The sequence below is a fragment of the Tropicimonas sp. IMCC34043 genome (genome assembly GCF_003390845.1).
In the GTDB taxonomy this organism is placed as follows: Bacteria; Pseudomonadota; Alphaproteobacteria; order Rhodobacterales; family Rhodobacteraceae; genus Tropicimonas.
In genome coordinates this window covers 115,884-141,943 of record NZ_QMEK01000004.1, presented here as the reverse complement: position 1 = coordinate 141,943, position 26,060 = coordinate 115,884, and the positions used below count along the sequence as shown (strand labels likewise).

Annotated in this window: 24 protein-coding genes and 1 riboswitch; of the genes, 9 read left to right on the top strand and 15 right to left on the bottom strand. The window is 69.1% G+C overall.

Annotated elements, in window-relative coordinates:
* Positions 1-22: 22 nt before the first annotated feature.
* The 7 genes from DQG17_RS15375 to DQG17_RS15345 form a co-directional block, all read right to left on the bottom strand.
* Entirely contained in the window at positions 23-415 is a 393-nt protein-coding gene (locus tag DQG17_RS15375; RefSeq protein ID WP_232829462.1) for a GFA family protein, read from the bottom strand.
* The gene (locus DQG17_RS15370; RefSeq protein ID WP_232829461.1) at positions 412-897 is read right to left on the bottom strand and encodes a GNAT family N-acetyltransferase; all 486 of its coding nucleotides are present in this window, start codon (positions 895-897) and stop codon (positions 412-414) included. Before DQG17_RS15370 ends, DQG17_RS15375 begins: the two co-directional genes overlap by 4 nt.
* Entirely contained in the window at positions 894-4,640 is a 3,747-nt protein-coding gene (cobN, locus tag DQG17_RS15365) for a cobaltochelatase subunit CobN (RefSeq protein ID WP_116133738.1), read from the bottom strand. Before cobN ends, DQG17_RS15370 begins: the two co-directional genes overlap by 4 nt.
* A complete protein-coding gene (locus DQG17_RS15360) occupies positions 4,640-5,092 on the bottom strand; it encodes a GNAT family N-acetyltransferase (RefSeq protein WP_116133737.1) in 453 nt (150 codons plus the stop codon). Before DQG17_RS15360 ends, cobN begins: the two co-directional genes overlap by 1 nt.
* The gene (cobW, locus tag DQG17_RS15355; protein ID WP_116133736.1) at positions 5,089-6,168 is read right to left on the bottom strand and encodes a cobalamin biosynthesis protein CobW; all 1,080 of its coding nucleotides are present in this window, start codon (positions 6,166-6,168) and stop codon (positions 5,089-5,091) included. The genes DQG17_RS15360 and cobW overlap by 4 nt, the downstream gene beginning before the upstream one ends.
* Positions 6,169-6,273: 105 nt before the next feature.
* Positions 6,274-6,494: riboswitch (cobalamin riboswitch) on the bottom strand.
* The gene (locus tag DQG17_RS15350; protein WP_116133735.1) at positions 6,488-7,246 is read right to left on the bottom strand and encodes a cobalt-precorrin-6A reductase; all 759 of its coding nucleotides are present in this window, start codon (positions 7,244-7,246) and stop codon (positions 6,488-6,490) included. It overlaps the preceding riboswitch by 7 nt.
* Positions 7,243-8,325 carry a cobalt-precorrin-5B (C(1))-methyltransferase gene (locus DQG17_RS15345; RefSeq protein WP_116133927.1) on the bottom strand — a complete coding sequence of 361 codons (1,083 nt, stop codon included), beginning with the start codon at positions 8,323-8,325 and terminating at the stop codon, positions 7,243-7,245. Before DQG17_RS15345 ends, DQG17_RS15350 begins: the two co-directional genes overlap by 4 nt.
* Positions 8,326-8,566: 241 nt before the next feature.
* Between DQG17_RS15345 and cobA the strand changes: the two genes are divergently transcribed.
* Both cobA and DQG17_RS15335 read left to right on the top strand, forming a co-directional pair.
* Positions 8,567-9,427: a uroporphyrinogen-III C-methyltransferase gene (cobA, locus tag DQG17_RS15340; protein WP_116133926.1), complete on the top strand. Its 861-nt coding sequence runs from the start codon at positions 8,567-8,569 to the stop codon at positions 9,425-9,427.
* 2 nt (positions 9,428-9,429) lie between these two features.
* Positions 9,430-10,722: a cobyrinate a,c-diamide synthase gene (locus DQG17_RS15335; protein WP_116133734.1), complete on the top strand. Its 1,293-nt coding sequence runs from the start codon at positions 9,430-9,432 to the stop codon at positions 10,720-10,722.
* A 40-nt stretch (positions 10,723-10,762) separates the two neighbouring features.
* Here DQG17_RS15335 and cobM read toward each other — a convergent pair whose 3' ends face one another.
* The 6 genes from cobM to DQG17_RS15305 are packed head-to-tail and all read right to left on the bottom strand — an operon-like array spanning position 10,763 to position 17,101.
* Entirely contained in the window at positions 10,763-11,530 is a 768-nt protein-coding gene (gene cobM, locus DQG17_RS15330) for a precorrin-4 C(11)-methyltransferase (protein ID WP_116133733.1), read from the bottom strand.
* On the bottom strand, positions 11,527-13,365 hold the full coding sequence (cobJ, locus tag DQG17_RS15325; RefSeq protein WP_116133732.1) for a precorrin-3B C(17)-methyltransferase: 1,839 nt from the start codon (positions 13,363-13,365) through the stop codon (positions 11,527-11,529). The genes cobM and cobJ overlap by 4 nt, the downstream gene beginning before the upstream one ends.
* Positions 13,355-14,068: a precorrin-2 C(20)-methyltransferase gene (gene cobI / locus DQG17_RS15320; RefSeq protein ID WP_116133731.1), complete on the bottom strand. Its 714-nt coding sequence runs from the start codon at positions 14,066-14,068 to the stop codon at positions 13,355-13,357. The genes cobJ and cobI overlap by 11 nt, the downstream gene beginning before the upstream one ends.
* An 8-nt stretch (positions 14,069-14,076) precedes the next feature.
* Positions 14,077-15,273 carry a precorrin-6y C5,15-methyltransferase (decarboxylating) subunit CbiE gene (gene cbiE / locus DQG17_RS15315; RefSeq protein WP_116133730.1) on the bottom strand — a complete coding sequence of 399 codons (1,197 nt, stop codon included), beginning with the start codon at positions 15,271-15,273 and terminating at the stop codon, positions 14,077-14,079.
* Positions 15,270-15,911, bottom strand: coding sequence for a precorrin-8X methylmutase (locus tag DQG17_RS15310; protein WP_116133729.1), 642 nt, complete (start codon positions 15,909-15,911; stop codon positions 15,270-15,272). The genes cbiE and DQG17_RS15310 overlap by 4 nt, the downstream gene beginning before the upstream one ends.
* Positions 15,908-17,101, bottom strand: a complete 1,194-nt coding sequence (locus tag DQG17_RS15305) for a sirohydrochlorin chelatase (protein WP_116133728.1) — start codon at positions 17,099-17,101, stop codon at positions 15,908-15,910. The genes DQG17_RS15310 and DQG17_RS15305 overlap by 4 nt, the downstream gene beginning before the upstream one ends.
* Before the next feature lie 295 nt (positions 17,102-17,396).
* On the opposite strand from DQG17_RS15305, the gene DQG17_RS15300 reads away from it, so the two are divergent.
* The 7 genes from DQG17_RS15300 (at position 17,397) to DQG17_RS15275 (ending at position 24,144) form a co-directional block, all read left to right on the top strand.
* Positions 17,397-18,839, top strand: coding sequence for a YdiU family protein (locus DQG17_RS15300; protein ID WP_116133727.1), 1,443 nt, complete (start codon positions 17,397-17,399; stop codon positions 18,837-18,839).
* 172 nt (positions 18,840-19,011) lie between these two features.
* Positions 19,012-19,470, top strand: coding sequence for a GNAT family N-acetyltransferase (locus DQG17_RS15295; RefSeq protein WP_116133726.1), 459 nt, complete (start codon positions 19,012-19,014; stop codon positions 19,468-19,470).
* Positions 19,470-20,843, top strand: a complete 1,374-nt coding sequence (locus DQG17_RS15290; protein WP_232829460.1) for a DUF2927 domain-containing protein — start codon at positions 19,470-19,472, stop codon at positions 20,841-20,843. The genes DQG17_RS15295 and DQG17_RS15290 overlap by 1 nt, the downstream gene beginning before the upstream one ends.
* 51 nt (positions 20,844-20,894) lie before the next feature.
* Positions 20,895-21,059, top strand: a complete 165-nt coding sequence (locus tag DQG17_RS21870) for a hypothetical protein (protein ID WP_198666150.1) — start codon at positions 20,895-20,897, stop codon at positions 21,057-21,059.
* A 192-nt stretch (positions 21,060-21,251) separates the two neighbouring features.
* Positions 21,252-22,433 carry a VWA domain-containing protein gene (locus DQG17_RS15285; protein WP_116133725.1) on the top strand — a complete coding sequence of 394 codons (1,182 nt, stop codon included), beginning with the start codon at positions 21,252-21,254 and terminating at the stop codon, positions 22,431-22,433.
* A 72-nt stretch (positions 22,434-22,505) separates the two neighbouring features.
* Positions 22,506-23,384 carry a DMT family transporter gene (locus tag DQG17_RS15280; RefSeq protein ID WP_116133724.1) on the top strand — a complete coding sequence of 293 codons (879 nt, stop codon included), beginning with the start codon at positions 22,506-22,508 and terminating at the stop codon, positions 23,382-23,384.
* Between the two features lie 64 nt (positions 23,385-23,448).
* Positions 23,449-24,144, top strand: a complete 696-nt coding sequence (locus DQG17_RS15275) for a M48 family metalloprotease (RefSeq protein ID WP_116133723.1) — start codon at positions 23,449-23,451, stop codon at positions 24,142-24,144.
* Positions 24,145-24,232: 88 nt separating this feature from the next.
* On the opposite strand, the gene DQG17_RS15270 is transcribed toward DQG17_RS15275, so the two are convergent.
* Both DQG17_RS15270 and DQG17_RS15265 read right to left on the bottom strand, forming a co-directional pair.
* A complete protein-coding gene (locus DQG17_RS15270) occupies positions 24,233-24,814 on the bottom strand; it encodes an RSP_2648 family PIN domain-containing protein (protein WP_255415662.1) in 582 nt (193 codons plus the stop codon).
* The gene (locus tag DQG17_RS15265; protein ID WP_116133722.1) at positions 24,811-26,037 is read right to left on the bottom strand and encodes an RSP_2647 family RNA methyltransferase; all 1,227 of its coding nucleotides are present in this window, start codon (positions 26,035-26,037) and stop codon (positions 24,811-24,813) included. Before DQG17_RS15265 ends, DQG17_RS15270 begins: the two co-directional genes overlap by 4 nt.
* Positions 26,038-26,060 lie beyond the last annotated feature (23 nt).

The following is a 26,060-nucleotide window of genomic DNA, read 5'->3' as shown; positions in this document are numbered from 1 at the left end:
TCGAGGTTCTCGGGCCCTGCCCTCAGTCCCTCTGCCGCGGCAGTTCGTCGGCGATCGCAAGCCACGGCAGCGCCTCGTCAACGTGATAATGGACCTCGGGGCGATAGCTGGCCGGGTCCGCCATCGTGGCGGCATAGAAATGGATCTCGTCCGGCGCCGCGTCGGTTGCATAGGCCATGGGCGTGCCGCAGCGGTCGCAGAACAGCCGCGCAGCCCCGGGGGACGAGCGATAGATCGCAGGGTCCACCCCGGTCCAGCGCCAGTGGCCATTCGGAACCCCGAAAAAGGCGGCGACCGGCGCGGCACAGTTCCGCCGGCAGCTTGCGCAGTGGCAATAGCCGGCCCAGTTCTGCGCTCCGTCGGTTTCATAGGCCACGGCGCCGCACAGGCAATGGCCGCTTACCGTCGCTTTCACCCGTCTTGCTCCGGATCGTCGACTAGCCGGGCAAAGGTCAGGCTGGTCGCGTGCTCGTATCCGGGATGGGCGCTCCATCCGATGCAGGAAAACCCGAGCCGAATGAAGGCGGCGTGGTTTTTGACCAGCTCGATACGGGTCTTCAGTTGCAGCGCCTGCAGTCCCTCGGCCCGGGCATGATCGGCCGCCGTGTCGATCAACCGGCGCGCCACGCCCCGGCCGCGGGCCGCCGGCGCAACCGCAAGCTTTTGCAGATAGAGGTTGTCGCCCTGGACGCGGGTAAAGACGCAGCCGACGGGCGGCGCGCCGATCACCCAGGCCGGGCCTTCGGCCGCCAGCACCCGCAGGTCGTCCACCCCCATCCGGGTCAGCGACGAGGGCGGGTCGATCTGCCCCTCCATATCGGCAAAGCTCTCGACCAGCAGCACATGGACCGCCTCCATGTCGGCATCGTCGGGGCCGAGCCGACGCGGCAGGTTCACGCCGTCAACGTCTCCAGAAGCGCGCGCGCCGAATTGGACCTCGGTACCCAGAGTCCCCGGTCGATCGCTTCGGTCAGGCGCTGTGCCATCTCCCGCAGGGCGGGCGCGTTGTGGATCTCGATAAATGCTCGGGTCTCCTCGTCGTCCAGATAGGCCTCAAAGACCAGATCAAAATGGTGGTTGCGCACAGCGCCGGTGGTGGCCGCGAAAGCGAACAGATAGTCGACCGTGGCCGCCATCTCGAATGCCCCCTTGTAGCCGTGCCGCTTGATCCCGTCGATCCATTTTGGGTTAATGGCACGGGCGCGAATGACGCGGGCGATCTCTTGCTCGAGGGTGCGGATGACCGGGCGGTCGGGGCGGGAATGGTCGTTGTGATAAATCGCCGGGGCCTCGCCCCGCTGGGTCTCGACCGCAGCCGCGATGCCGCCCTCGAACTGATAGTAATCGTCGCTGTCGAGCAGATCGTGTTCGCGGTTGTCCTGGTTCTGCACCACCGCCTCGACCTGCCCGAGCCTGCGGGCAAATGTCTCGCGGGCCGGCGCGCCCTCGACCCCGGCGCCATAGGCATAGCCGCCCCAGACCACATAGGCCTCGGCCAGATCGGCCCGGCCCTGCCAGAGCCGCTCGTCGATCATCGCCTGCAGTCCCGCGCCATAGGCCCCGGGTTTCGACCCGAAGACCCGGAACCCGGCGGCCTCCGCGCCCAGTTCGGCGGCCTCGCGGGCAAAACGCGCGGCGGCGGGGTTTTCGGCCTCGGGCTCGTCCAGTTGCATGACCGCACGCGCCGCCGAGGCCACCAGATCGACCTGCGCCGGAAAGGCATCGCGGAAAAATCCCGAGACCCGCAGCGTCACGTCGACCCGTGGCCGCCCGAGGGTCGACAGCGGCAGCACCTCGAACCCCGTGACCCGGCCCGACATCTCGTCCCAGACCGGCCGCACCCCCATCAGCGCCAGCGCCTGCGCGATGTCATCGCCGCCGGTGCGCATGTTCGCGGTGCCCCAGGCGGTCAGCGCCATCGCCCGCGGCCAGTCGCCCTGATCCTGCAGATGCCGGTCTACCAGCAGCGAGGCCGATTTCCAGCCAAGCTGCCAGGCAGCCCGGGTCGGGATCGCGCGCGCATCCACCGAGAAGAAATTGCGTCCTGTCGGCAGCACGTCGAGCCGGCCGCGCGTCGGCGCCCCCGACGGGCCGGGGGCGAGGAAGCGGCCGGAAAGGGCGGTCAGAAGCCCCGCCATCTCGGCCGCGCCCGAGGCCGCAACCGCCGGGCGCACCTGCGTCTCGATCCGTTCCATGACAGCGGTGGACGCCGGGCCCGGCGCCGCAACACGGCCCGCGACAAGCGCCTGGGCGAACAGCTCCAGCCGTTCGACCGTATCGCCGTTGCTGCGCCAGACAGGCGAAACCGCGTCTGACTCGGATTCTGCCTCTGCTTCCGGCAGGTGCAACAACACCTCGGGCCGCGGCCCCTGCCAGGGTTCGGCCATGGCGCAGTCGAGCGGATCGAACCGCATCGCGAAATCAGCCGCCAGCGCCCGGATCAGCGAGGCATCGCCGCCCGTCCCGTCGCCGCGCGGCACCCGGGTCAGCGCCACGATCAGATCGGTCGCAAGCCGCCCCTCGGGTGCGGCGCCAAAGACATGCAGCCCGTCGCGGATCTGGCTTTCCTTCAGCTCGCACAGCCAGGCGTCGAGCTTTTGCAGCCGGCTGTCGGCATCGTCCTGCTCGGCGATGCCGGCATCCTCGTCGACCCGCGTCGCCGTCATCATCGACAGGATCTCGCCACGCAGCCAGACCACCCGGTGCGGATCGACGCCTGCGGCCTGGTAATATTCGTCGACGAGCGATTCGAGTTGGCGCAGCGGGCCATAGCTTTCGGCGCGTGTCAGCGGCGGGGTCAGGTGATCGACGATCACCGCCTGCGCCCGCCGCTTGGCCTGCGTGCCTTCACCCGGATCGTTGACGATGAAGGGATAGACATGCGGCATCGGCCCCAGCACGGCCTCGGGGAAACAATCCTCGGACAGCCCCACCGACTTGCCCGGCAACCATTCGAGGTTTCCGTGTTTTCCCATATGGACAATGGCATGCGCGCCAAAGTTCAGGCGCAACCAGAAGTAGAAGGCGAAATAGTTGTGCGGCGGCACCAGATCGGGTGCGTGATAGCTGGTGCTCGGGTCGATGTTATAGCCGCGGGCGGGTTGCACGCCCACCACGACATTGCCATAGCGCAGGATCGACAGGGCAAATCCGGTGCTGTCGCAAAACGGATCGGCCTCTGGCAGGCCCCAGCGGTCTTCGACCTGCTGGCGCAGCGCAAGCGGCAGCGCATCATAGGCGGCGCGATAGGCCGCAAGCGACAGCCGCTCGCCGCCCTGCCGCTCGGCCCGGTCGGTCAGCCAGTTGGTCGGCCCGGCGAGGATTGCGCGCATCAGATCGTCCGAGCTGTCGGGCGCAGTCTCGACGCGATACCCGGCGACTTTCAACGACCCCATCACCCCGACCGTCGCCGCCGGGGTATCGAGCCCGACGCCATTCGCAAGCCGCCCGTCCTTGTTGGGGTAATTCGCCAGCACCAGCGCGACCTTGCGCTCGGCAGGCGCCGCCCGGCCGAGCCGGACCCAGGCGGCGGCCAGATCTGCGACGAACTGCACCCGGTCGCCGCGGGCGCGATAGGTCGCGATGGCGCATTGGGTCGCTTCGTCGAAATAGGCCTCGGCCTTGAAGCTGACAGCGCGGGTCAGCACCCGCCCGTCGACCTCGGGCAGCGCGACATTCATCGCGATGTCGCGCGCATTCAGCCCGCGCGCGCTGGCCTCCCAGTCGGCCTCGGACCCGCCCGAGAATACGACCTGCAGCACCGGCGCGCCGCCTGCGTCGAGAACCGTCGGCACCCGACCGCCCGCCCCCCAGGTGCCCGGGTCGGGCGAGGACACGGCAAAGCTCGTTGCATTCAGCACCAGGTCCGGGGGATCGTCGCCGAACAGGTGGTCGAGCGTCGCGGCCGAGACCGGATCCTTCAGCGAGGCGACAAAGACCGGCAAGGGGTTCAGTCCCCGCCGCAACAGCGCCTTGACCATCTGGTTCACCGGATGCAGCCCCGCGCCTTGCAAGAGCGCCCGGTAGAAGACCACCGCCACCACCGGCGCGCCGGGCGTCCAGCCGGCCCGCGCCTGTTCGGGCCGCGCCTGCCCGACCCCGGGCCAGTAGACCCCGGCGCGCAGCAGCGGCTCGGCCCCGGGCGGGCGGTCGCCCTGCCCCAGCATGTGCGCGGCAAGTTCGAGAAACCGCGCCGCATTCTGCGGCCCACCCTCGACGCAGTATCCCCAGAGCGCCTGCCAATCCTGCTGCGCCACCGTCGACAGCGCCAGCAGTTCGGCATCGGGTTTGTCATCGCCCGGCAGCAGCGCCAGTTGCACCCCGGCCGCGCGAAGCCGCGCCGAAAGCTGTTCGACCGCATAGGGGAAATAGGCCGCGCCCCCAAGAACCCGCGCCACCACCAGCCGCGAGCGTTCGAGCGTATCGGTGATATAGGTGTCGACGGTATAGGGATGGCCAAGCCAGCCGAGGTTGGCGAGCCTCAGCGACAGCGGCGCCGCCATCCCCTGGCGCGCTTCAGACAGCGCTGCAAGCTCGGTGTCCGCCGCCGACAGGAATACGATGTCGGCCGGATCCTGACCGGGATCGACCGGCTCGGCGCCATCGCTGACCTGCCCGGGCGTCGCAGCGAGAAGATGCATCAGAGCGTTTTCTGCATATAGAGGCTCCAGGGCGTCGGGGTGTAATCGCCGAACGGCCCGCAGAAGGCATAGCCGTTGCGCTGGTAGAACCCCAACGCAGCCTTCAGCTCGGTTCCGGTTTCAAGCCGCATCAGCGTCAGGCCATCGGCCCGCGCCTCGGCCTCGACATGGGCAAGCATCGCATCGGCAAGCCCGGCGCCGCGCGCATCCGCGCGCACAAACATCGACTTGACCTCGCCATAGCCGTCGCGACGGGCGAGCGCGATGCAGCCCCGCGCGTCCCCTTCGACCTCGGCCACGAAGAACCGGATATCGGGTGCCAACAGCTTGTCGATCGGCAGATAGTTCTGCGCCTCGGGGGGCGAGCTTGCCTGCATCACCGCGTGGCTGGCCTGCAACAGCGCCGTGGCGCCCGGCTCGCGCGGATCGGCGGCGCGCAGCACCGCAGTCATGCCGCGAGCGCGGCCGCGATGGCCGCCCGGTCGAGGCCCGCCTCGCCGATCACCACCAGCCGGGTCTCGCGCGCCTCGCCCGCTGCGAACGGTCGGTCGAAATAGCTGTCGATCCGGGGTCCGACCGCCTGCAGGCTCAGCCGCATCGGCTTGCCCGCCACGGCGGCAAAGCCCTTCAGCCGCAGGATGTCGTGGGCGCGGATCACCTCGGCCACCCTTTCAGCAAAGGCCGCCGGGTCGGCGATCTCGCCGCGGCTGACCACGAAGCTTTCGAATTCGTCATGGCCGTGGTCGTGGTGGTGGTGGTGGTCCTCGTCATCCTCATCGTCGTCGTCGTGATCGTCGTCATGATGGTGGTGCACCTCACCCCGTGCCGCCATGTCATCCTCGGCCCCGATGCCCAACCCCAGCAACACCGCGGTATCGACCGCACCTTTCGCGGCCTGCAGAACCGACACGCCGGGCCGCACAGCCTCGCGCAGGCGCCCGGTCAGCGCTTCCAGCAGCTCGGGCGTCAACAGATCTGCCTTGTTCAGCACCACCATGTCGGCGCAGGCGAGTTGATCCTCGAACAGCTCGGACAGCGGCGTCTCGTGGTCAAGGTTGCCGTCGGCGGCACGCTGGGCATCGATGGCCGCGGCGTCGCCGGCAAACTGCCCCTCGGCCAGCGCCGGCCCGTCGACCAGCGTCACCACGCCGTCGACCGTCACCCGGGTCCGGATGCCGGGCCAGTTGAAGGCGCGGACCAGCGGCTGCGGCAGGGCCAGGCCCGAGGTCTCGATCACGATATGATCGGGCGCCGGTTCGCGGTCGATCAGCTTCTGGATGGCGGGCAGGAATTCCTCGGCCACGGTGCAGCAGATGCAGCCGTTCGACAGCTCGACAATGTCGTCCTCGGCGCAGCCTGCGATGCCGCAGCCCTTGAGGATCTCGCCATCGACGCCGAGATCGCCGAATTCGTTGATGATCAGCGCGATGCGTTTGCCGCCCGCGGTTTCGATCAGATGCCGGATCAGCGTGGTCTTGCCAGCCCCCAGAAACCCTGTGACGACCGTGGCGGGGATCTTCTGAACCATGAAAAGCGAGCTCCTTCGGGGCCTTCGGAGGGATGCACGCGTTGCGGGGACAGCCGGAATGGCCGCGCGTTCCGGGGCACCCCGCCCGAACCACTCCCCTGTCCGGCAGCGCCGGCAGCACGAGGCAGGTCTCCTGGCTTGCGGGTCGGGGCCCTGCGCCCGCCTTCCCGACAGATCGCCGGTGTCGGCGCCGTGTCAGTGGCCTTGGGCGCGGGCTCGCCGCGTACAGTCGCGGGGGCGGCTGCGGTTCGGGCCGGTTGTCTGGCCCGTCGCATTCCCTCTTGGCCCGGGCAACCTGCCCGGGAACCTCGTCGCCGGGTTATGGCGCCGGCGGCTTCGGAGTGTCAAGCGCCGGGAGGCCGAGGATCCGGCGCCGGGTCGCGTCAACGGTCGGCAGGCATTCGACGCCCTCCGGCAAGGGTGGCCGGCCGATCATCAGGACAGGAAGGCCAAGCGCGGCGGCGGCGGCCAGCTTGGTGCGCCCGGCCGCACCGCCCGAATTGCGCAGAACCAGATGCGTGACGGCATGATCGCGCAGCATGGCCGTCTCCTCCGCGACGGTGAAGGGCGGGCGGGCGCGCAGATGGGTGATCCGCGCCGGCAGGTCCGGGACAGGCTCGATCGAGCGCAGGACGGCGCCAAGGTCGGGTCGTGCCGCAAGCGCCGCGACCGACCCAGCGCCAGTGGCCAGAAACGGCCGCGCCCCGGGCGGGAGGGCTGCAAGGGCGGCTGCAAGGTCGGCAACGACCTGCCAATGCTCGCCCGGCGCGGGGTGCCATTCGGGGCGTTCGAGCCGCAGCAGCAGGCAGCCTGCCCGGGCGGCAGCCGCCTGTGCATGGGCGCTGATCCGGGCCGCGAAGGGATGCGTGGCATCGACCAGAACATCTGTTCGTTCCGTCTCCAGCCAGCGCGCCAGCCCCTCGGCGCCGCCAAAGCCGCCGATCCGCAGCCGCCCGCCGTAGGCCGCGGGCGTGCGCGTGACCCCGGCCAGCGCCACCGTCAGATCGGCGAGGTCATCCAGCCGATGCGACAGCGCCCGGGCTTCCCCGGTGCCGCCAAGGATCAGCACCCGCTTCATGCAGGATCGTCCGGCCCGGCGGTGGCCAGCACGGTCCCGGCCCGGTCGATCATCACGACATCGACCGCGATGCCCGCCGCTGCCACCACCTGCAGGGCGCGGGCGCGGGCAGCCTCGGCCACGACCTGCGCCAGCGGCGGACCGGCCAGCGTGACCGCCTGAAGGGCGGTGTTGCAGGCGGCGATGGCGGCAGGATCGGCGCCGACACGCGCCCCAAGCGCGGCCAGAGCGGCGAAATCGACCTGGCTGCGCGCCGAATGCAGGTCCATCGCGCCTTGCGAGAGCTTCGTCAGCTTGCCGACGCCGCCCGCGATGGTCAGGCGCGGCACCGGGTGGCGGGCAAGGTATTTCAGCAGCCCCCCGGCGAAATCGCCCATGTCGAGCAGCGCGGGGTCGGGCAGGCCGAAGCGCGCGCGCACGACCGCCTCGGAGGTCGCGCCGGTCGCCCCCGCAACATGGCGCAGCCCTGCGGCGCGGGCCACATCGACCCCGCGGTGGATCGAGGCGATCCAGGCGGCGCAGGAGAACGGGCGCACGATGCCGGTGGTGCCGAGGATGGACAGCCCGCCGACGATCCCCAACCGCGGATTCCAGGTCTTTTCCGCCAACGCCGCGCCGCCCGGCACCGAAATCTCGATTTCGAAATCCGCGGCGATGCCGCGGGCGGCGGCAATCATCTCGACCGTGCGGGTCATCATCTGCCGCGGCACCGGGTTGATCGCGGGCTCGCCCACCGCCAGCGGCAGGCCCGGAAGCGTGACGATGCCGACGCCGGCGCCGGCGCGGAACGTCACCCCCTGCCCCGGTGCGCCGTGGCGCAGGCGCGCCACGATCTCGGCCCCATGGGTGACATCGGGATCGTCGCCCGCATCCTTGAGGACCGAGGCCCGGGCCCAGCCCGGACCCGCCGCACGGGTTGCGAGCCCAAAGGCGACCCGCTGGCCCCGAGGCAGCACGATCTCGACCGGATCGACCCATTCGCCCGTCACCAGCGCCCCGCAGGCCGCCGCCGCCGCCGCGGTGGCGCAGGCCCCGGTGGTGAAGCCGGTTCTGAGGGGGCGGTCGGGTGCGCGCGTCATGGCCGAGGTATAGCGGATGGCCAGAAACTTGCCACTCGGTTTGGCCGTCATGTTCTGCCCGTCATATCATGCCGTTATGACGCATGCCGCGGCGGGTCTGCCGGCACTGCCGCGCGGCGCCCCGGGTCGGCACATTTCTGCCGCAAGCAGCAGGCTTTTCGCTGCATGCGCCCAACGGGCGCGGCCTCCGGCCGCCGCTTCCGCCTCGCCTTCGCCGCGGGGCGACGATATGCTCGGCAGCATGACTGAAGACACCACGATTTCCCTGCCCGCCCATGACTGGCCCGAGTTTCCGCCCGGCCTCGTCTGGCTTGTGGGCGCTGGCCCCGGCGAGCCGGGGCTGATGACGCTTCTCGGGCTTCACGCCCTGCGACTTGCCGATGTGATCGTCCACGATGCCCTCGTCGACGACCGGATCCTCGACTGGCGCAGGCCGGGCTGCAGGCTCGAATATGCCGGCAAGCGCGGCGGCCGGCCCTCGGCCCGACAGCGCGACATCTCGCTGCGCCTGATCGAGCTGTCGCGCGAGGGGCAGCGGGTGCTGCGGCTGAAGGGAGGCGATCCCTTCGTCTTCGGCCGCGGCGGCGAAGAGGCGCAGACGCTGGTGCAGGCCGGGGTGCCGATCCGGGTGACGCCCGGGATCTCGGCCGGGATCGGCGGGCTGGCCTGGGCCGGCATCCCGGTGACCCACCGCGACGTCAATCAGGCCGTGACCTTCCTGACCGGGCACGACCAGACAGGTCTTGCCCCGGCCGCAATCGACTGGGCGGCACTGTCGCGGTCAAGCCCGGTGATCGTCATGTACATGGCGGTGAAGCACCTGCCGAAGATCACCGAAGCGCTGCTCGCGGCCGGGCGGCCGGCCGACGAGCCGCTCGCCATCGTCTCGAACGCGACCCTGCCCGGGATGACGGTTCTGGAAACCACCCTCGGGGACGCGGCGGCCGAAGCGGCACGCCACGAGGTTGCGGCACCCGCGATTGTCTGCCTCGGCCGGGTCGTTCTGATGCGCCAGGCGATCGACTGGATGTCGCAGGCTCAGGGTCTGGCGCCACGCTCGCTCGACCCGCTCGGTCGGGGCGTGCCGCAACAGGTCGGCTGAGCATGGCCGCGCGCGGGCTGGTGATTGCGGCCCCCTCCTCGGGCAGCGGCAAGACCACTGTGACGCTTGGCCTGCTGCGCGCGCTTGCCCGGCGCGGCGTTGCGGTGCGGGCGGCAAAAAGCGGCCCCGACTATATCGACCCTGCGTTTCATGCCGCGGCCTGCGGGCGGACCTCGGTCAACCTTGACGCCTGGGCGATGCAGCCTGCCGAGTTGAGGGCAAGGGCGGCGCTGCAGGGGGGCGATCTGCTGCTGGTCGAGGGCGCCATGGGGGTGCTCGATGCAGGCCGCGACGACTGCGGATCGGTCGCGGATCTGGCCGCGGCGCTGGCGCTGCCGCTGGTTCTGGTGCTCGACGTTGCCCGCACCGGGCAATCGGCGGTGCTGCCGGTCGCGGGGCTTAGGGCGCTGCGGCCCGATCTGCCGCTTGCCGGGGTGATCCTGAACAACGTCGGCTCCGATGGCCATGCGGCGCTCTGCGCCCGCGCGATCGCGGCGGCGGGGGTCCCGGTCTTTGGCGCGCTGCCACGCGAGGCGGGGATGCGGCTGCCCGAACGCCATCTCGGTCTGGTTCAGGCGGCCGAGACCGATGGGCTTCAGGCGTTTCTCGACACGCTCGCGGACCGGATCGAGCGCCATCTCGACCTCGACCGGCTGGCGCAGGCGGCAGGCCCGTTGGCCGCGCCCGAGGCGCCCGTCCCGGCACGCCTTCCGCCGCTTGGCCAGCGGATCGCCGTCGCCTCGGATGCGGCCTTTGCCTTTGCCTATCCGCATCTTCTGGCCGACTGGCGGGCGCAGGGCGCCGAGGTGCTGCCGTTCTCGCCGCTTGCGGATCAGGCACCGTCACCCGGGGCCGATGCGGTGTTCCTGCCCGGCGGCTATCCCGAACTTCACGGCGGAAGGCTCGCCGCAGCGGCCCTTTTCCGCGCCGGAATGCAGGCTGCGGCGCGGCGCGGCGCCCGGATCTATGGCGAATGCGGCGGCTACATGACGCTCGGTTCCGGGATGGTCGATGCCGAGGGGACGGCGCATGCCATGCTGGGGCTGCTGCCGCTTGAAACCTCATTCGCTACGCGAAAGCTGTCGCTTGGCTATCGCAGGCTGTCCCCGCTGCCCGGTGCGCCCTGGCAGGGGGCGCTCATGGCGCATGAATTCCACTATGCCACCATCACCCGCGAGGGCGCCGAAGGGCGGCTGTTTCATGCCGTCGATGCCACGGGCAGCCCGCTGCCCGAAATGGGGCTGCAATCGGGATCGGTCGCGGGATCCTTCGCCCACGTCATCGCCGCGGCCTGACGTTTCTGCCGCTTTGGTGGCAAGCCCCGACCCCGGCCTTTCAGGCAGGCTTACGCCGCGGTCGCAACAGATGCGGTTGATCGGCGTCATACAGCGCGGAGTCGGGGAAGGCGGTCGCGGCAAAGACCCGGCCGACAAAGACCAGCGCGGTGCGGGTCAGCTTTGCCTCGCGCACCTTGTCGCGAATGTCGGCCATCGTGCCGCGCAGGATGACCTCGTCGGGCCAGCCGACGCGATAGGCCACGACAACCGGGCAATCGGCGCCATAGATCGGCGCAAGCTCGCGTTCGATGGCCAGCAGGTTGCGCACCGACAGATGGATTGCCAGCGTCGCGCGCGAGGCGCCAAGCGTTGCAAGATCCTCACCCTCGGGCATGGCCGAGGATTTCATCGCCGTCCGGGTCAGGATCACGGTCTGCGCGATCCCGGGCAGGGTCAGTTCCTGCCCCATCGCGGCGGCGGCGGCGCAATAGGCCGGAACCCCCGGCACGATGTCATAGGGGATGCCAAGCGCCTGAAGCCGCCGGATCTGTTCGGCAATTGCACCATAGAGCGAGGGGTCGCCCGAATGCACACGGGCGACGTCGTGCCCCTTCGCATGGGCCACCGCGATCTCGGCGATGATCTCGTCAAGCGCCATTGGGGCGGTGTCGATCACCCGCGCGCCCGCCGGCGCACCGGCCACCACCGCCTCGGGCACCAGCGAACCGGCGTAAAGGCAGACCGGGCATTCGGCGATCAGGCGCTGGCCCTTGACGGTGATCAGTTCGGGGTCGCCGGGGCCTGCCCCGATGAAATGGACGCTCATGCGGCACCTCCGTCGATCCGCTTGGCATAGCCGCGCGGGGTATAAAGCCATTCGCCACCGGCACCCGCCGCGGCATCGCCCGAGGCAACCCGGCGCGAGGCCGACGACCCGATCAGAACGATTGTCATCATGTCGACCTCCTCGACATCGAGCGCATCGAGACGGCGCAGACGAAAGGACTGCTCCGGCCTGCCAAGGCTCGTGGCCAGCAGAACCGGCGTGTCGGCCGGCCGCCGGGCCAGCAGGATCTCGCGCGCTTCGGCCAGAAGCGTCCGGCGGCGGCGCGACACCGGGTTGTAGAACGCGATGACGAAATCGCCCTCTGCCGCCGCCCTCAGACGGGTCAGGATCGTGTCGCGCGGGGTCAGAAGGTCCGACAGCGAAATGGCGCAGAAATCGTGCCCGAGCAGCGCGCCCGCACCGGCAGATGCCGCCTGCAGCGCCGAGATGCCGGGGATATGCTGCACCTCGACCCGGCGCGCGGCGGGCGAGACGCCGCCACGTTCGGCGGGCCGGTCGAGCAGCTCCATCACCAGCGCGCCCATGGCATAGATGCCGCCATCGCCGGAACAGATCAACGCCACGCGCCGCCCCTCGCCCGCGGATTCGAGCGCGTGGCGGCAGCGCGCTTCCTCTTCCCCCAGGGCGAAATCGCGGCGGACCTTGCCGCGGGCGGCCGGGCCCAGCAGGTCGATGTAAAAGCCATAGCCCACCAGTTCCTCGGCCTCGGCAATGGCGCGGCTGGCCGCGGGCGTGCGCAGGGATGCATCCCCCGGGCCGATGCCGACGATCGCAAGGTGGCCGCGCGGGGTACCGGGCTCGCCGCCCGCGCCGATCCGCGCGACCGCACAGGTGGCGGCAGTCGTCCTCGCCTTTTCGACCAGCAGCCTGGCCGCGGGGCCGGACGCGACCAGCGCCGCCGCCTCGGCCACGCCGTGGCAGCCGACCTCGGCAAACACCACGTCAGAGGGGTTGGCCAGACGCGCGGCCTCGGCCTCCAGCCGGTCTGCGGGGTGGAACCGGGCCGGCACGCCGAGGTGGCGGGCGAGCGCGTGAACCGCGGCCTCGTCGGCCTTCAGATCGAGCGAATGGACCGATGCAACGGCGGTTTGCGACAGACCGGCCTCGGCCAGGGTCCGCCCCACCAGCCCGATCAGCTCGGCAGGCTCGCAGCCACGGGCGCAGCCGACGCCAAGCGCCAGATCCTGCCTGCGCCACACCAGCGGCGGCGCGCCCTCGACGTTCAGCACCACCGGGTCGTCGCTCGCCGTTCCGGTCGCCGTCACCGCGCCCGAGGCGGCCAGCGGGGCCAGCCAGTCCGGCGTGCCGGAGAGCGTTGCCGGGCGCCCGGCGAGCAGCCCTGCCATCGCGGCCTTCGCATCCGCGGGGGTCTCAAGCCGCCAGCCCTGCGGCGGCGCATCGAGCGCGACGCCAAAGGCGGCCTCTCCGGCCGTGGTCGGCACGGAGGCGATGCCAAGGGCAGCCCCAAGCCGGGTCGCCAGCGCATTGGCGCCGCGGTGCCCGCCCAGCAGCGGGACAACCGCGCTGCCGTCGGCGGCCACGGCCAGAACCGGCGGCTCGCGCCACTTGTCGCCAAGATGCGGGGCAAGTGCGCGGATCACGATCCCCGCCGCGGCCAGCGCAACGATTGGATGCCCGGCCAGAAACAGCCCGGCAAGATGGCCCGACACGTCGTCGAAATCCCGCCCGCGCAGATCGGCGCGGCCGTCGCAGGCCGCGGCCAGCCGCTGCGCCAACGGTTCGGAGCCGGGCATCAGGCAAACGACGACCGGGCGCAGCCCTTCGGCAGCGGCGCGCGCGGGATCAGAGAACATGCGCGTCCTGCCCCGGCACCAGCACCATGGCGAAATAGGGCGCGACCGCGGGCGCCTCGACCAGCGGGCAGACAATCTGGCCCGGCAGCGAGGCGTGCGAGACAAAGATCGCCCGCTCGGCCAGCCCCATCCGGGTCAGCAATTCGCGCACCGCCGGGAAATTGCGGCCAAGTTTCATGATTGCCGCCGCCTCTGCGGTGCCAAGGCGGGCTTCGAGGTCTTCGACCGGAAGCGTCGCGGGCAGCACCGCCAGCGCCTCGGCCCGCGCCACAAGCGGACGGCGCGCCGCCGCGGTCACGGCACCAAGCGAGCTGACGCCCGGCACGACCTCGACCGAAAAACGCCCGGCGAGACGGGCAAAGAGATACATGAAAGAGCCATAGAAGAACGGATCGCCCTCGCACAGAACGACGACATCCTGTCCCGAGGCAAGGCATTCGGCGATCTCGGCGGCCGAGGCGTCATAGACCGCCTGCGCCGGGAAGCGCGCGTCGCGCATCGGGATCACGATCGGGATCTCGCGGGCACCTTCGGGGATGACATTCGCGACGATTGCGCGGGCGAAACTCTCGCCGTCGTCGGGGGCGGGATAGGCCACGACACGGGCTGCGGCGATCAGGCGATGCGCCTTCAGCGTCAGCAATTCGGGGTCGCCCGGGCCGACGCCCACGCCATATAGGATTCCGGTCGTCTTGGTATTCATATCTGCCGTCATTTCACCAGGCACCATTGGGTGACCGGCATGAAGGGTTTCCAGCCGCGGCGGTTGCCAACGGGGGTTGCGCGCGCGATGTCGATCCGGGTCAGTTCGCCGCCGTGCAAGTCGTGAAGTTCGGCCAGAAGCATGGCGCTTTCGAGCGTCACCGCATTGGCGACCAGCCGGCCGCGGCGGTGCAATGCGGCAAACGCGATGTCCACCACCTCGGTCGACAGACCGCCCCCGATAAAGACCGCATCGGGCGGCGGCAGGTCCGACATCGCCTCGGGGACCTTGCCCTTGCGCAGATCGAGCCGCGGCGCGCCGAGCCGCATCGAATTGGCCGCGGCCATGGCGAGACGGGAGGTCGAGCTGTCGATGCCGATAGCCTGCATGTCGCGGTCGGCGCGCATCCATTCGATGGCGACCGAGCCGCAGCCGATCCCGATATCCCACAGCTGCTGGCCGCGCCGCGGCGCCAGCGCCGACAGCGTGATCCGCCGCACCTCGCGTTTGGTCAGCAGGCCGTCATGAATGAAGGCGTCGTCGGGCAGGCCGGTGCGGGGATAGAACGCCCCCTCGGCCGAGGCCCGGCAATCGACGGCAAGAACATGAAAATCGGGCGCCGCCGCCTCCCAACTGTCGGCCCGGCCTTCGAGCCGCGCCTCCTCGGGCGCGCCCATGTCTGCCAGCACCGTCAGGCGGCTGGGGCCAAGCCCGACCTCGGTCAGCATCGCGGCGACCTTGGCGGGCGTTTCGCCATTCTGCGCAAGGATCAGCAACCGGAGGCCATGGCCGAAGAACGGCAGCGCCTGCTCGGCCGGGCGGCCGTGCAGGGTGACGGTTTCAACATCGGCAAGGCTCCACTTCATCCGCGCAGAAGCAAGCTGGAAGGACGAGAGGTTCGGATAGAAGGTGAGTTCCTCGGGATCGAAGCGGCGCAGAAACAGCGACCCTGCCGAAAACCACAGCGGATCGCCCGTGACCAGAACGGCGACCCGGCGGCCGCGCATGGCGGCGATCTCGTCGCCGAGCATGCCGAAGGGATGCGGCCATTCCAGGCGTTCGGCGGGCAGGTCCGGCACCAGCGCGTGGTGGCGCGGGCTTGCCACGATGACTTCGGCCGCCTCGAGCCGGGCGCGCGCCTGCGGGCTGATCCCGTGCCAGCCGTCGTGCCCGATTCCGACGATATCAAGCCAGGGTTTGGTCATGTGCCGTCTCCTTGCAGGCCAAGCGTCAGGGCGTTCACCGCCGCCGCCGCCATGGCCGACCCGCCGCGGCGCCCAAACAATGTAACATATGCCACGCCATGGGGCAGATCCGCCAGCGCGCTCTTGCTTTCGGCCGCCCCGACAAAACCGACCGGAAAGCCGAGGATCAGCGCCGGGCGCGGCCAGCCCTGATCGAGCCGTTCGAGCAGATGGAAAAGGGCCGTCGGTGCATTGCCGATCGCAACGACCGCACCGTCGAGGCGGTCGCGCCACAACTCGACTGCCGCCGCCGAGCGGGTGGTACCAAGGCGCGCCGCAAGTGCGGGGACCGCCGGATCGTTCAGCGTCACGACGGGCAACGTCCCCGCCGGCAAGGCACGCGCAATGATCCCGCGCGCAACCATTTCGGCGTCGCAGAGGATCGGCGCCCCCGACTTGAGCGCCGCGCGGCCCGCGGCCGCCGCACCGGGCGAGGCGTGCAGATCCGCAACCACATCGACCATGCCGCAGGCGTGGATCAGCCGCACCGCCATCTCGCGCAGATCCTCGGGCAGGGTATCAAGCGCCGCCTCGTCCCGGATCGTGGCGAAACTGCGGGCATAGATCTCGGCCGGGTCGCGTTCGTAGCGCGGGATCATTCGGTTTTCATGTGCTTTCGCACGCTTTCCGGGCCAAGCGGGTGTTTGGCGTGGGGATAGGGCGGATGGTGGTGATCGTGGCCATGGTCATGCGCATGGTCGTGGTCGTGATCGTGGTCGTGCCCATGGGCATGATGGTGGCCGTGATCGTGGGCGTGTTCGTGACCATGGCCGTGGTGATGGCCGTGGTGATGCGGGTCCTGACCGGCGTCGAGCCGGCAGACACCGGTGCAGAATGTATCGCACAGCTTGCAGTCGGCGACATTCGATCCCGGTGCGCTCGCCCCCTGCCCTTCGACATGGTGGTGATGGCTTTCCTGAGCGCGCCCGACCTCGGCCTCGAACCCCAGAACCTGGGTGCGGTACTTGCAAAGCCCGCAGTTCATGTCGGTCTTGCCGACGAGGATCTCGGTCGCCCGCTCGGCGAAGGTTTCCAGCACCTGCGGATGGTCGTTGAGATAGCCGGCCTTGACCCATTGCGCCTGCGGATTGCGGGCGGCAACCATGTCGGTGAAGCCATAGATCCGGTCGACAAGCACCCCGGTGAACAGGAAATAGGGAAACACCAGATAGCGCCGGAACCCGAGCCTTGCGGCGTGATCGAGGCAGGGCTCGACCAGCGGGAAGGTGACACCGGAATAGCCGGTCTCGCACCAGCCAAAGCCCATCCCCTCCCACAACATGCGGGCGATCTTCGACACGTTGGAATTGGCGTCAGGGTCCGAGGCACCGCGGCCGATCACGACAAGGCAGGTCTCGTGCGCAGGAACCGGGCCTTGGGTGGCGTCGGCCTCGGCCATGGCGGCATTGATGCGGTCGGCGGCGGCGCGGATCATGCGGGCATCGACGCCGAGGTCACGGCCGTAATCGACCGCGATCCCGTGCTCCCGGCCATAGGCGTTCAGCACCGAGGGGATGTCGTTCTTGGCGTGCATGGCGGCAAACAGCATCCCCGGCACGCCGAGGATCCTCGTGCAACCGGCCTCGCGCAGATTGTCGAGCCCGACGCGGATCACCGGGTTGGCGAATTCGAGATAGCCGTAGTCGACATGCCAGTCCGAGGGCAGCAGGGCCGGCAGTTTCTGGGCCAGAACCGCGAATTCGTCGACCGCCGCCTGGCTGCGCGAGCCGTGGCCGCACAGCAGCACGCCGATCTTTTCGTCCGAGGTCGATGGCAAGGTGGCGGTCATGACGTGGCTCCCGTTGCTGCGCCGTCGGCATGACGGGGGCCGTGACCGCGCCTCGATGGGCGCCGGTCCGACGATGATCGACAGATCCCCCGACATGGGTCGGACCTGCCTTTCTCCCGCTCAGCCTTTCGGCATCGTCGGGTCCTCGGTACCAGCCCGTCCCGGCGGCCGCAAGGATCGACGGGGCAAAGCGGCCGCGACATGCGTGCCGGGCCCTGGCACAATGCGCCGTGTCCGGTCACCCGCACTGGCATCGCGGCCCGTCGCGCCCTACCTTTGGGGAAAGGAGACCCGCATGACCCTCGCCATCGCCTTCGACAACTCCTATGCCCGTCTGCCCGACCGGTTCTATGTCCGTCAGCCGCCCGTGGCGGTTGCGCAGCCCGAACTGCTGCTTCTGAACCTGGCTTTGGTCGAGGAACTGGGGCTCGATGCAGCGGCCCTGCAGTCGCCCGACGGGGTTGCGGTGCTGGCCGGGAATGCCGTTCCGGCGGGCGCCGACCCGCTGGCACAGGCCTATGCCGGGCATCAGTTCGGGGGGTTCTCGCCGGTTCTGGGCGACGGGCGGGCGCTGTTGCTGGGCGAGATCATCGACCGGTCGGGCAAGCGGCGCGATATCCAGTTGAAGGGGGCCGGCCGCACCGCGTTCAGCCGGCCGGGCAGCGACGGGCGATCCCCCCTCGGCCCGGTGCTGCGCGAGTTCATCGTCAGCGAGGCGATGTACGCGCTTGGCGTGCCAACCACCCGGGCGCTTGCCGCGGTCGCCACCGGCGAACAGGTGCGCCGCGAGCGCCCATACCCGGGCGGCGTGCTGACACGAGTCGCATCGAGCCACATTCGCGTCGGCACCTTCGAGTTCTTTGCCGCCCGCCGCGACACCGAGGCGTTGAAGCTGCTGACCACGCATGTGATCGCGCGCCATTATCCCGAGGCAGAGGGCGCGCTGGGGTTGCTGAAGGCGGTGATCGCGGCACAAGCGCGGCTGGTGGCGCAGTGGATGGGGCTCGGGTTCATCCACGGGGTGATGAACACCGACAATACCGCAATCTCGGGCGAGACCATCGACTTCGGCCCCTGCGCCTTCATGGACAGCTTTCATCCGGCGACGGTCTATTCCTCGATCGATCATCACGGGCGCTATGCCTATGACAAGCAGCCCGACATCCTGATGTGGAACCTCGCCAAGCTTGCCTCCTGCCTGCTGCTGGTAATCGACGGCGACGAGGACAGCGCGCTGGCCGAAGCTCAGGCGGCGTTGAACGAATTTCCCGAACTTGTGCGCAATGCCTGGACCGGGGTGTTCCGCCGCAAGATCGGGCTGAGGACGGCCGAGGACGGGGATGCCGACCTGATTGGCGATCTGCTGGCCCGCATGGCCGCGGGCGAGGCGGATTTCACCAACACGTTCCGCGCGCTTGCAGATGGCACGGCGCGCGATCAGTTCCTCGACCCCGCCGGTTTCGACGCCTGGGAGACGGCCTGGCAGGACCGGCTGGCGCGCGAACCGGAGGCGGGCGATCTGGAACAGCGGCTGAAGGCCGCCAACCCGGCGATCATCCCGCGCAACCACCGGGTCGAACAGGCGATAGAGGCGGCAATGGAGGGCAACCTCGATCCCGCGGCGCGGCTGGTCCGGGCATTGGCGAGGCCCTTCGACGATCCCGATGCCGACACCCGCCCGCTGACCTTTCCGCCGACCGAGGACGAGCGGGTACAGAGGACATTCTGCGGGACCTGAGGGTCACAGGTCAGTCGGCACCGACTGCCAAGCGAACAGAGGCACTGCCGCAACTGTCGGGCGGGTGCTAGCCTCGCCCCCGACTCAGGCGTTTCCCCCGGACCATTCCGGCGGCTAGGGTCCGACAAAAGATCCTGTCGCAAGACAGTCCAATCAGAGGCGGGGACCCTGAATGTCCGAGAGGCAAGAGTTGACCGTTCGTCCGATCACGTCCGAGGACGAAGCCGAATGGCGCCGGCTCTGGACCGGGTATCTGACGTTCTATGAGTCCAAGGTCGACGAAGAGGTCTATCGCACCTCGTTCGCACGGCTTCTGACCGACGATCCGCACGAGTATCACGGGTTTCTCGCGCTCCACGGCGACCGGCCGGTCGGGCTCGTCCATTATCTGTTCCACCGTCACATGTGGCGGGTCGACAATGTCTGTTATCTGCAGGACCTCTATGTCGATTCCGCGGTCCGCGGCACCGGCGCCGGCCGGGCGCTGATCGAGGCGGTCTATGCCGCGGCCGATGCCGCGGGCTGTCCTTGGGTCTATTGGATGACGCAGGAGTTCAACACCACGGCGCGCCAGCTTTATGACCGGATCGGCGAGAAATCTCCGTTCGTCAAATACACCCGGCACCCGTGATGACACTGGGCCGCGCCCGGATCCTAGCTGTGGCCGGGCTGGTCGGCGCACTGGCCGGTTGCACAGAGCCGCAACAGGTCGACCGCCTCGACGTGTCGGTGATCAACCTGCCCGTTATGCGGACATTTTCCGCCGCGCCGGTCACACCGACGATCCGCAACAATCGCCAGCTTGCGCAGGATTTCCTCGACCTCAGCTTCCTGCTCGAAAGCGGCCGGCCGGTGCCGCGGATGACCCGCTATGAGGGCGAGATCACGGTCGAGCTGCGCGGATCGACCGACCCTGTCCTGTCGCGCGACCTCGACCAGCTGATCGCCCGGCTGCGCCACGAGGCGCATCTGCAGATCCGCCGCGCCAAGGCGGGCGAGACGGCCGGGATCGTGGTCGAGGTGCTGCCGCGCCGAGAGTTGGAGCGCGCGGTGCCGCGCGCGGCCTGTTTCGTGGTGCCTCGGGTCGACGGCTGGGACGAATTCCGCAGCACCTGGCGGTCCAGCGTGACCGACTGGACGACGCTCGACCGGCGCGAACACGCCTCGGTGTTCCTGCCCGGCGATGTCAGCCCGCAAGAGGCCCGCGACTGCCTGCACGAGGAGATCGCGCAAGCGCTGGGACCGTTGAACGACCTCTACCGGCTGCCCGATTCGGTGTTCAACGATGACAACTTTCACACCGTTCTGACCGGCTTCGACATGCTGATGCTGGAGGTCTATTACGATCCGGCGCTGCAGAACGGAATGACACGGGACGAGGTCGCAAGCCGGCTGCCGGCGATCCTGGCGCGGCTCAATCCGGCCGGAACCCGCCGGCCCTATGTGCCCGTTCAACCGACCACCGAGGCCTGGGTCGATGCGATCGAGACCGCACTTGGCCCCCGCGGGTCGCACACCCGGCGCCAGAATGCCGCCCGCCGCGCCGTGCGTCTGGCCAGGGAGGCCGGATGGAACGACACGCGGCTTGGCTTTTCGCTTTATGCCTCGGGGCGGCTGGCGCTGGGTCACAACTCGACCGAGGCGCTGACCGATTTCATCGAGGCCGGAAAGCTCTATCGCGCGCTGCCCGACACCCGGGTGCAGGAAGCCCATGTCGCGATGCAGCTTGCCGCCTTCGCGCTGAGCGCGGGCGAACCCGAGGCGACGCTTGCGCTGGTCGAACAGAACGTGCCGGTGGCCAGGGCGTCCGAAAACGCGGTGCTGCTGTCGACGCTGCTGATGCTGCGTGCCGAGGCGCTGGAACGTATGGGACAGCGCAAGGAGGCGAAGGCCGTTCAGACCGAAGCGCTGGGTTGGGCGCGCTATGGCTTTGGCACCCCGGCGGTCGCTGAGGCCCGCACCGATCGGGTTGCTGCCCTTGCCGTGCCAGGCCCGGGCGGATAGGTCACAAGGCGCGCACACGGCAGGCGCATCGAAGAGCGGCAGGAGCAGGCGATGATCGTGATACTGGCAGCCCTGATCGGAGCGATCCGGGGCGTGTTCGTGGCCAGAGCACGCGGCGGCACGCGGCTGGACATGGCGCAGTACGGTGCGGGCTATGCCATTGCCTTTGCGCTTATCGGGGTGTTCGTGACCATCTTCCTCGAACGGATGATGTAGCGGCCCGCCGCAACCAGAGGCTCCCGCCCTTCTGCGCGCGCTGGCGCGCTTGCACAAAGCGTTGGGCCAGGGCGCCCTGCGGGCGCGGTCGGCCGGGGCGCGGTTTTCGGCGCTTATGATCGAACGGCCGGGAGTGGTTGACGATCCCGCCGCCGCGGCGGATCCTTGCGCCGAGCCCAACAAGGAGCGGCGATGTTTCTTCCCTTCTTCCAGGCCCTGCGCGCCGGTGGTGTGCCGGTGAGCTTGCGCGAGTTTCTCGCCTTCCTCGAAGGGATGGCGGCGGGGCTTGCCACCTATGACGTCGAGGCGTTTTACTACCTCGCCCGCAGCATCATGGTGAAGGACGAACGCCACCTCGACCGTTTCGACCGCGCCTTTGCCGAAGCCTTCCGCGGGCTCGAGGCGATCACGCTCGAGGATGTGCTGCAGGCGGTGGACCTGCCCGAGGACTGGCTGCGCAAGCTGGCCGAAAAGCACCTGAGCGCCGAGGAGATGGCCGAGATCGAGGCGCTTGGCGGGTTCGACAAGCTGATGGAGACGCTGAAACAGCGGCTGGAGGAACAGAAGGGGCGCCATCAGGGCGGCAGCAAGTGGATCGGCACCGCCGGAACCTCGCCCTTCGGCGCCTATGGCTTTAACCCCGAGGGCGTGCGGATCGGCCAGGACGAAAGCCGCCACAGGCGCGCGGTCAAGGTCTGGGACCGGCGCGAGTTTCGCAACCTCGACGACACGGTCGAACTGGGTACCCGCAACATCAAGGTGGCGCTGAAACGGCTGCGGCAATGGGCGCGGACCGGAGCGCAGGAGGAACTCGACCTCGACGGCACGATCCGGGCGACCGCCGATCATGGCTATCTCGATGTCCGGACCCGGCCCGAGCGGCACAATGCGATCAAGGTCCTCCTTTTTCTCGATGCCGGCGGATCGATGGACCCGTTTGTGCGTGTGGTCGAGGAACTGTTTTCGGCCGCGCGGACCGAATTCAAGCACCTCGAACACTACTATTTCCACAATTGCCTTTATGAAGGCGTCTGGCGCGACAACAACCGCCGCTGGGACCAGCAGACCCCGACCTGGGAGGTGCTGAACCGGTTCGGGTCGGACTATAAATGCATCTTCGTCGGCGATGCCTCGATGAGCCCCTACGAGGTCATCCACCGCGGCGGCGCGAACGAGCACTGGAACGAGGAGGCCGGGCAGGTCTGGCTGAACCGGGCGCGCGCGCAATGGCCGGACCATCTGTGGATCAATCCGGTTCCCGAGCGGCACTGGCAGTACACCCAGACCATCGAAATCATCCGCGAGATCTTCGAGGATCGCATGGTGCCGATGACGCTGGAAGGGATCACCCGGGGCATGCGGATCCTGCGTTGACGCAATAGGCTTGCGGGAACGGCGAGGCGGGAGTATCGCCGAAATGTCGCCGCTTTCCCCCTCGGATCTCCCATGTTTCCCGGCATCGCGCTGTATCTGTTTTCGATCGTGCTGTTCACCACGATGTCGGCACTTGTCCACAAGGTGTCTGACAGCGTTCCGCTGGGCCAGGTGATCTTCTGGCGGTCGTCGATGGCGCTGGTCCCGATCATGATTCACATGACGATCCGGCGCGAGTTTCCGGCGGCGCTGAAGACCGGCCATCCCGGCAAGCACGTGACCCGCAGCCTTGTCGGCATGTGCGGCATGACCTTGTCGTTTCTGTCGTTGCGCTATCTGCACGTCGCGAACGCCCAGGCACTGGGCTATCTGGCGCCGATCCTGGTGCTGCCCATGGCGGTGATCGTGGCGCGCGAGAAGGTGAGCTGGCTGGTCATCAGCGCCACGACGCTGGGGTTCGCCGGGGTGATTGCGATGGTCTGGGAATCGCTCGAGGTGCCAGGGAACGGCGCGCTGATCGGGGTCTCGGCCGGGTTCGCCTTTGCCTTCGTGTCGGCCTTCGTGAAGGTTCATATCAAGACCATGACCCGGACCGAGCGTCCGGTGACGATCGCCTTCTATTTCACGGCGACCGGGACGATCCTTGGCCTTGCGAGCCTGCCGCTCGGCTGGGTCAGCCCCGATGGCACGACCCTTTTGCTGCTGGCCGTGACCGGGCTGATCGGTGGTCTGGCGCAGATCGCGGTGACCGAGGCCGTGGCCCGTGCGCCGGTCTCGAGCCTTGCACCGCTCGACTATACTGGGCTGATTCTGGCGCTGGGGTTCGACGTGCTGGTCTTTGCCACGCCGCCGGGACCGCTGGGGCTGGCGGGCGCGGTGACGATCACGATTGCCGTGCTGGTGGTAACGCTGGCGCCGCATCGCGCGCCCTACCGCGCCCCGGCAAAGTGAGCGACGCCGCGCCGGCGCGGCCCCGCCGCTTGCCCGGAGCCCGCTTCGGCCCCATATCCCGGTGATGCTGAAGCTGACCCCCCTGCTGCTGATGCTGGCCTATGGGCTGGCGATGTATCACTTCTCGGCCTGGCGCACGGCGCGGGAGCTGGATGCGCGGTCGACCGAACTGGCCGATGCGCGGCTGAAGCGTCTGACCGACCGCATGGCCGCGGCGCTCGGGATCGAGCGGATCCGCGTCTATCTTTACGAAGTCGCGCCGATCAACGGGCTGGCGGCGCCGGACGGGCGGATCTTTCTGACGCGGGGCTTTTACGAACGCTATCGCGCGGGCGAGGTCAGTGCCGATGAACTGGCGAGCGTGATCGCCCATGAGCTGGGCCATGTGGCGCTGGGGCATTCGCGGCGCCGGATGATCGACTTTTCCGGCCAGAACGCGATACGTGTGGCCCTTGCGACCGTGCTGAACCGGTTCCTGCCCGGTCTCGGGGTCTGGATCGCGACCGCCGTGACCTCGCTTCTGGCCGCCCGGCTGAGCCGGCAGGACGAGTACGAGGCCGATGCCTATGCCGCCGCCCTGCTGGTCAAGTCCGGTATCGGCACCGGAGCGCAGAAGAGCCTGCTTTCGAAGCTGGGGCATCTGACCGGAGGGTTGGGTGGCGGCACGCCCGCCTGGCTGATGAGCCATCCCAAGACCGGCGAGCGGGTGGCCGCAATCGAGGCGCTGGAGGCGCGCTGGCAGATCCTGCCGGAAGGCTGAGGGAGCGCGCTGAGTCGGAACGATCCGCCTTTGGCGGATCGTGCCTCCGGCGGGGATATTTGGGAACAGAAGAAGCCGGGCCGCGGCTTCAAGCCGTGATGGCCTTGGCGAGGCGGGGCAGGCCGGCCTTTTTCAGCAGTTTGCGAAGATCGTGGGGGGCGTTGTCGAGCCGTTCGGCCTCGGCCAGGACGGTTTCGGCCACGGTGGCGACGGCTGCGGGATCGGACAGCCAGAGCCGGGTCAGCAGGCCGTCGGGGTCGATGCGCGCGAGCCCTTCCTCGGCCAGGGTATGGCGCGGGAAGTCGCGGGCGTTCAGCGTGAGGATCAGATCGGCAGAGCCCGCGATGGCGGCGGCGAGGACGTGGACGTCATTTTCGTCGGGCAGATAGAGGCGCGCAAGATCGCCCTGGCGGGGGGTGACGCTGGCGTGCGGCCAGGCGGCGCGCAGGAGCGCGATCTCGCCGCGAACCTGCGCCTCTTGGACCGGACCAAGGCGGGCAACGGCGCGGGCCCACTCCTCGAGCAGGCGATCGGACCAGAGCGGCACGAAAAGCCCCTGCCCGGCCACGCCAAGCACCATCTCGCGCAGGACGGTCGGATAGAGCACGCAGGCGTCGATCACGATCCGCTTGCCGCGAAACGGCCCGGGGATCGTCACTGGGATAGTCACGGAGCGAGCCGGAACGCCAGCGCCTTGAGATAGCCGCTTTCGGCCAGTTGCGGCAGCATCGGATGGTCGGGGCTGGCAAACCCTGTGTGCAAAAGCTGGCCACGACGCCCGCCGCGCCCGATGCCACGGGCCGAGGCATTGCGGAAACGCGAGAGATCGGCGGCGTGGGAGCACGAGCAGAGCACCAGATAGCCGCCCGGGGCAACGAGCGGCGCGGCAAGGCGCGCAACGCGCTCATAGGCGCGCAGTCCCGCGTCGAGCGCCTGTTTCGAGGGGGCGAAAGCGGGCGGGTCGCAGACCACGAGATCGAAGGTCGCGGATTCGGCGGCGAGCGCTTCCATCGCATCGAAGGCGTCGCCGCGGCGGATGGAAAGGCGTTCGGACGCGCCCATGGCCCGGGCACCGGCCTCGGCCAGCTCGAGGGCCGGGGCCGATCCGTCGATGCAGAGCGCGCTTTCCGCCCCGCCGGCCAGTGCCGCAAGGCCGAACCCCCCGACATGGGAGAAGACGTCGAGAACGCGGCCGCCGCGGGCCAGACGCTGGGCAAAGGCATGGTTGTCGCGCTGATCGAAGAACAGTCCGGTCTTCTGGCCGCCGATCAGGTCGGCCATGTAGATTGCTCCGTTCATCGGCACCGGCACCGGAACGTCGAGCGCGCCGCTCAGGATCCGGGTTTCCTCGGGCAGGCCCTCCAGCGTCCGGGACCGCCCGGTTCCGTTCATCACCAGTGTCCGGATCCCGGTGACCTCGGTCAGCGCGTCACAGAGCGGGCCGAGCAGCCGATCGGCCCAGGCAGCGTTCGGCTGGATCACCGCGGCGTCGCCGAAACGGTCGATCACCACACCTGGCAGCGCGTCGGCCTCGGCATGGACGAGACGATAGAACGGGGTGTCGAAAAGCCGTTCGCGCAGCGAAAGCGCCCGGATCAGGCGCGCCTTGAACCACCGCTGGTCGATGCTGACCTCGGGATCGCGGTCGAGCATTCGGGCGATGATTCTGGACGACGGGTTGACGGCCACGAGACCAAGGGGCGTGCGTGCGGCATCCTCGAGCAGGGCGATAGCGCCCGGGGCAAGGCCGCGGGTGCGCCGGTCGATCACCAGTTCGTCGGCATAGACCCAAGGGAAGCCGTGGCGGATCGCGCGGGCATCGGCATTGGGGCGCAGGCGAACCGTGGCGCGGGACGTGTCGGGGCGTGAATCGGGCAAGGGAGCGTCAGACATATGCCCGACCTATCCGGTCCCCG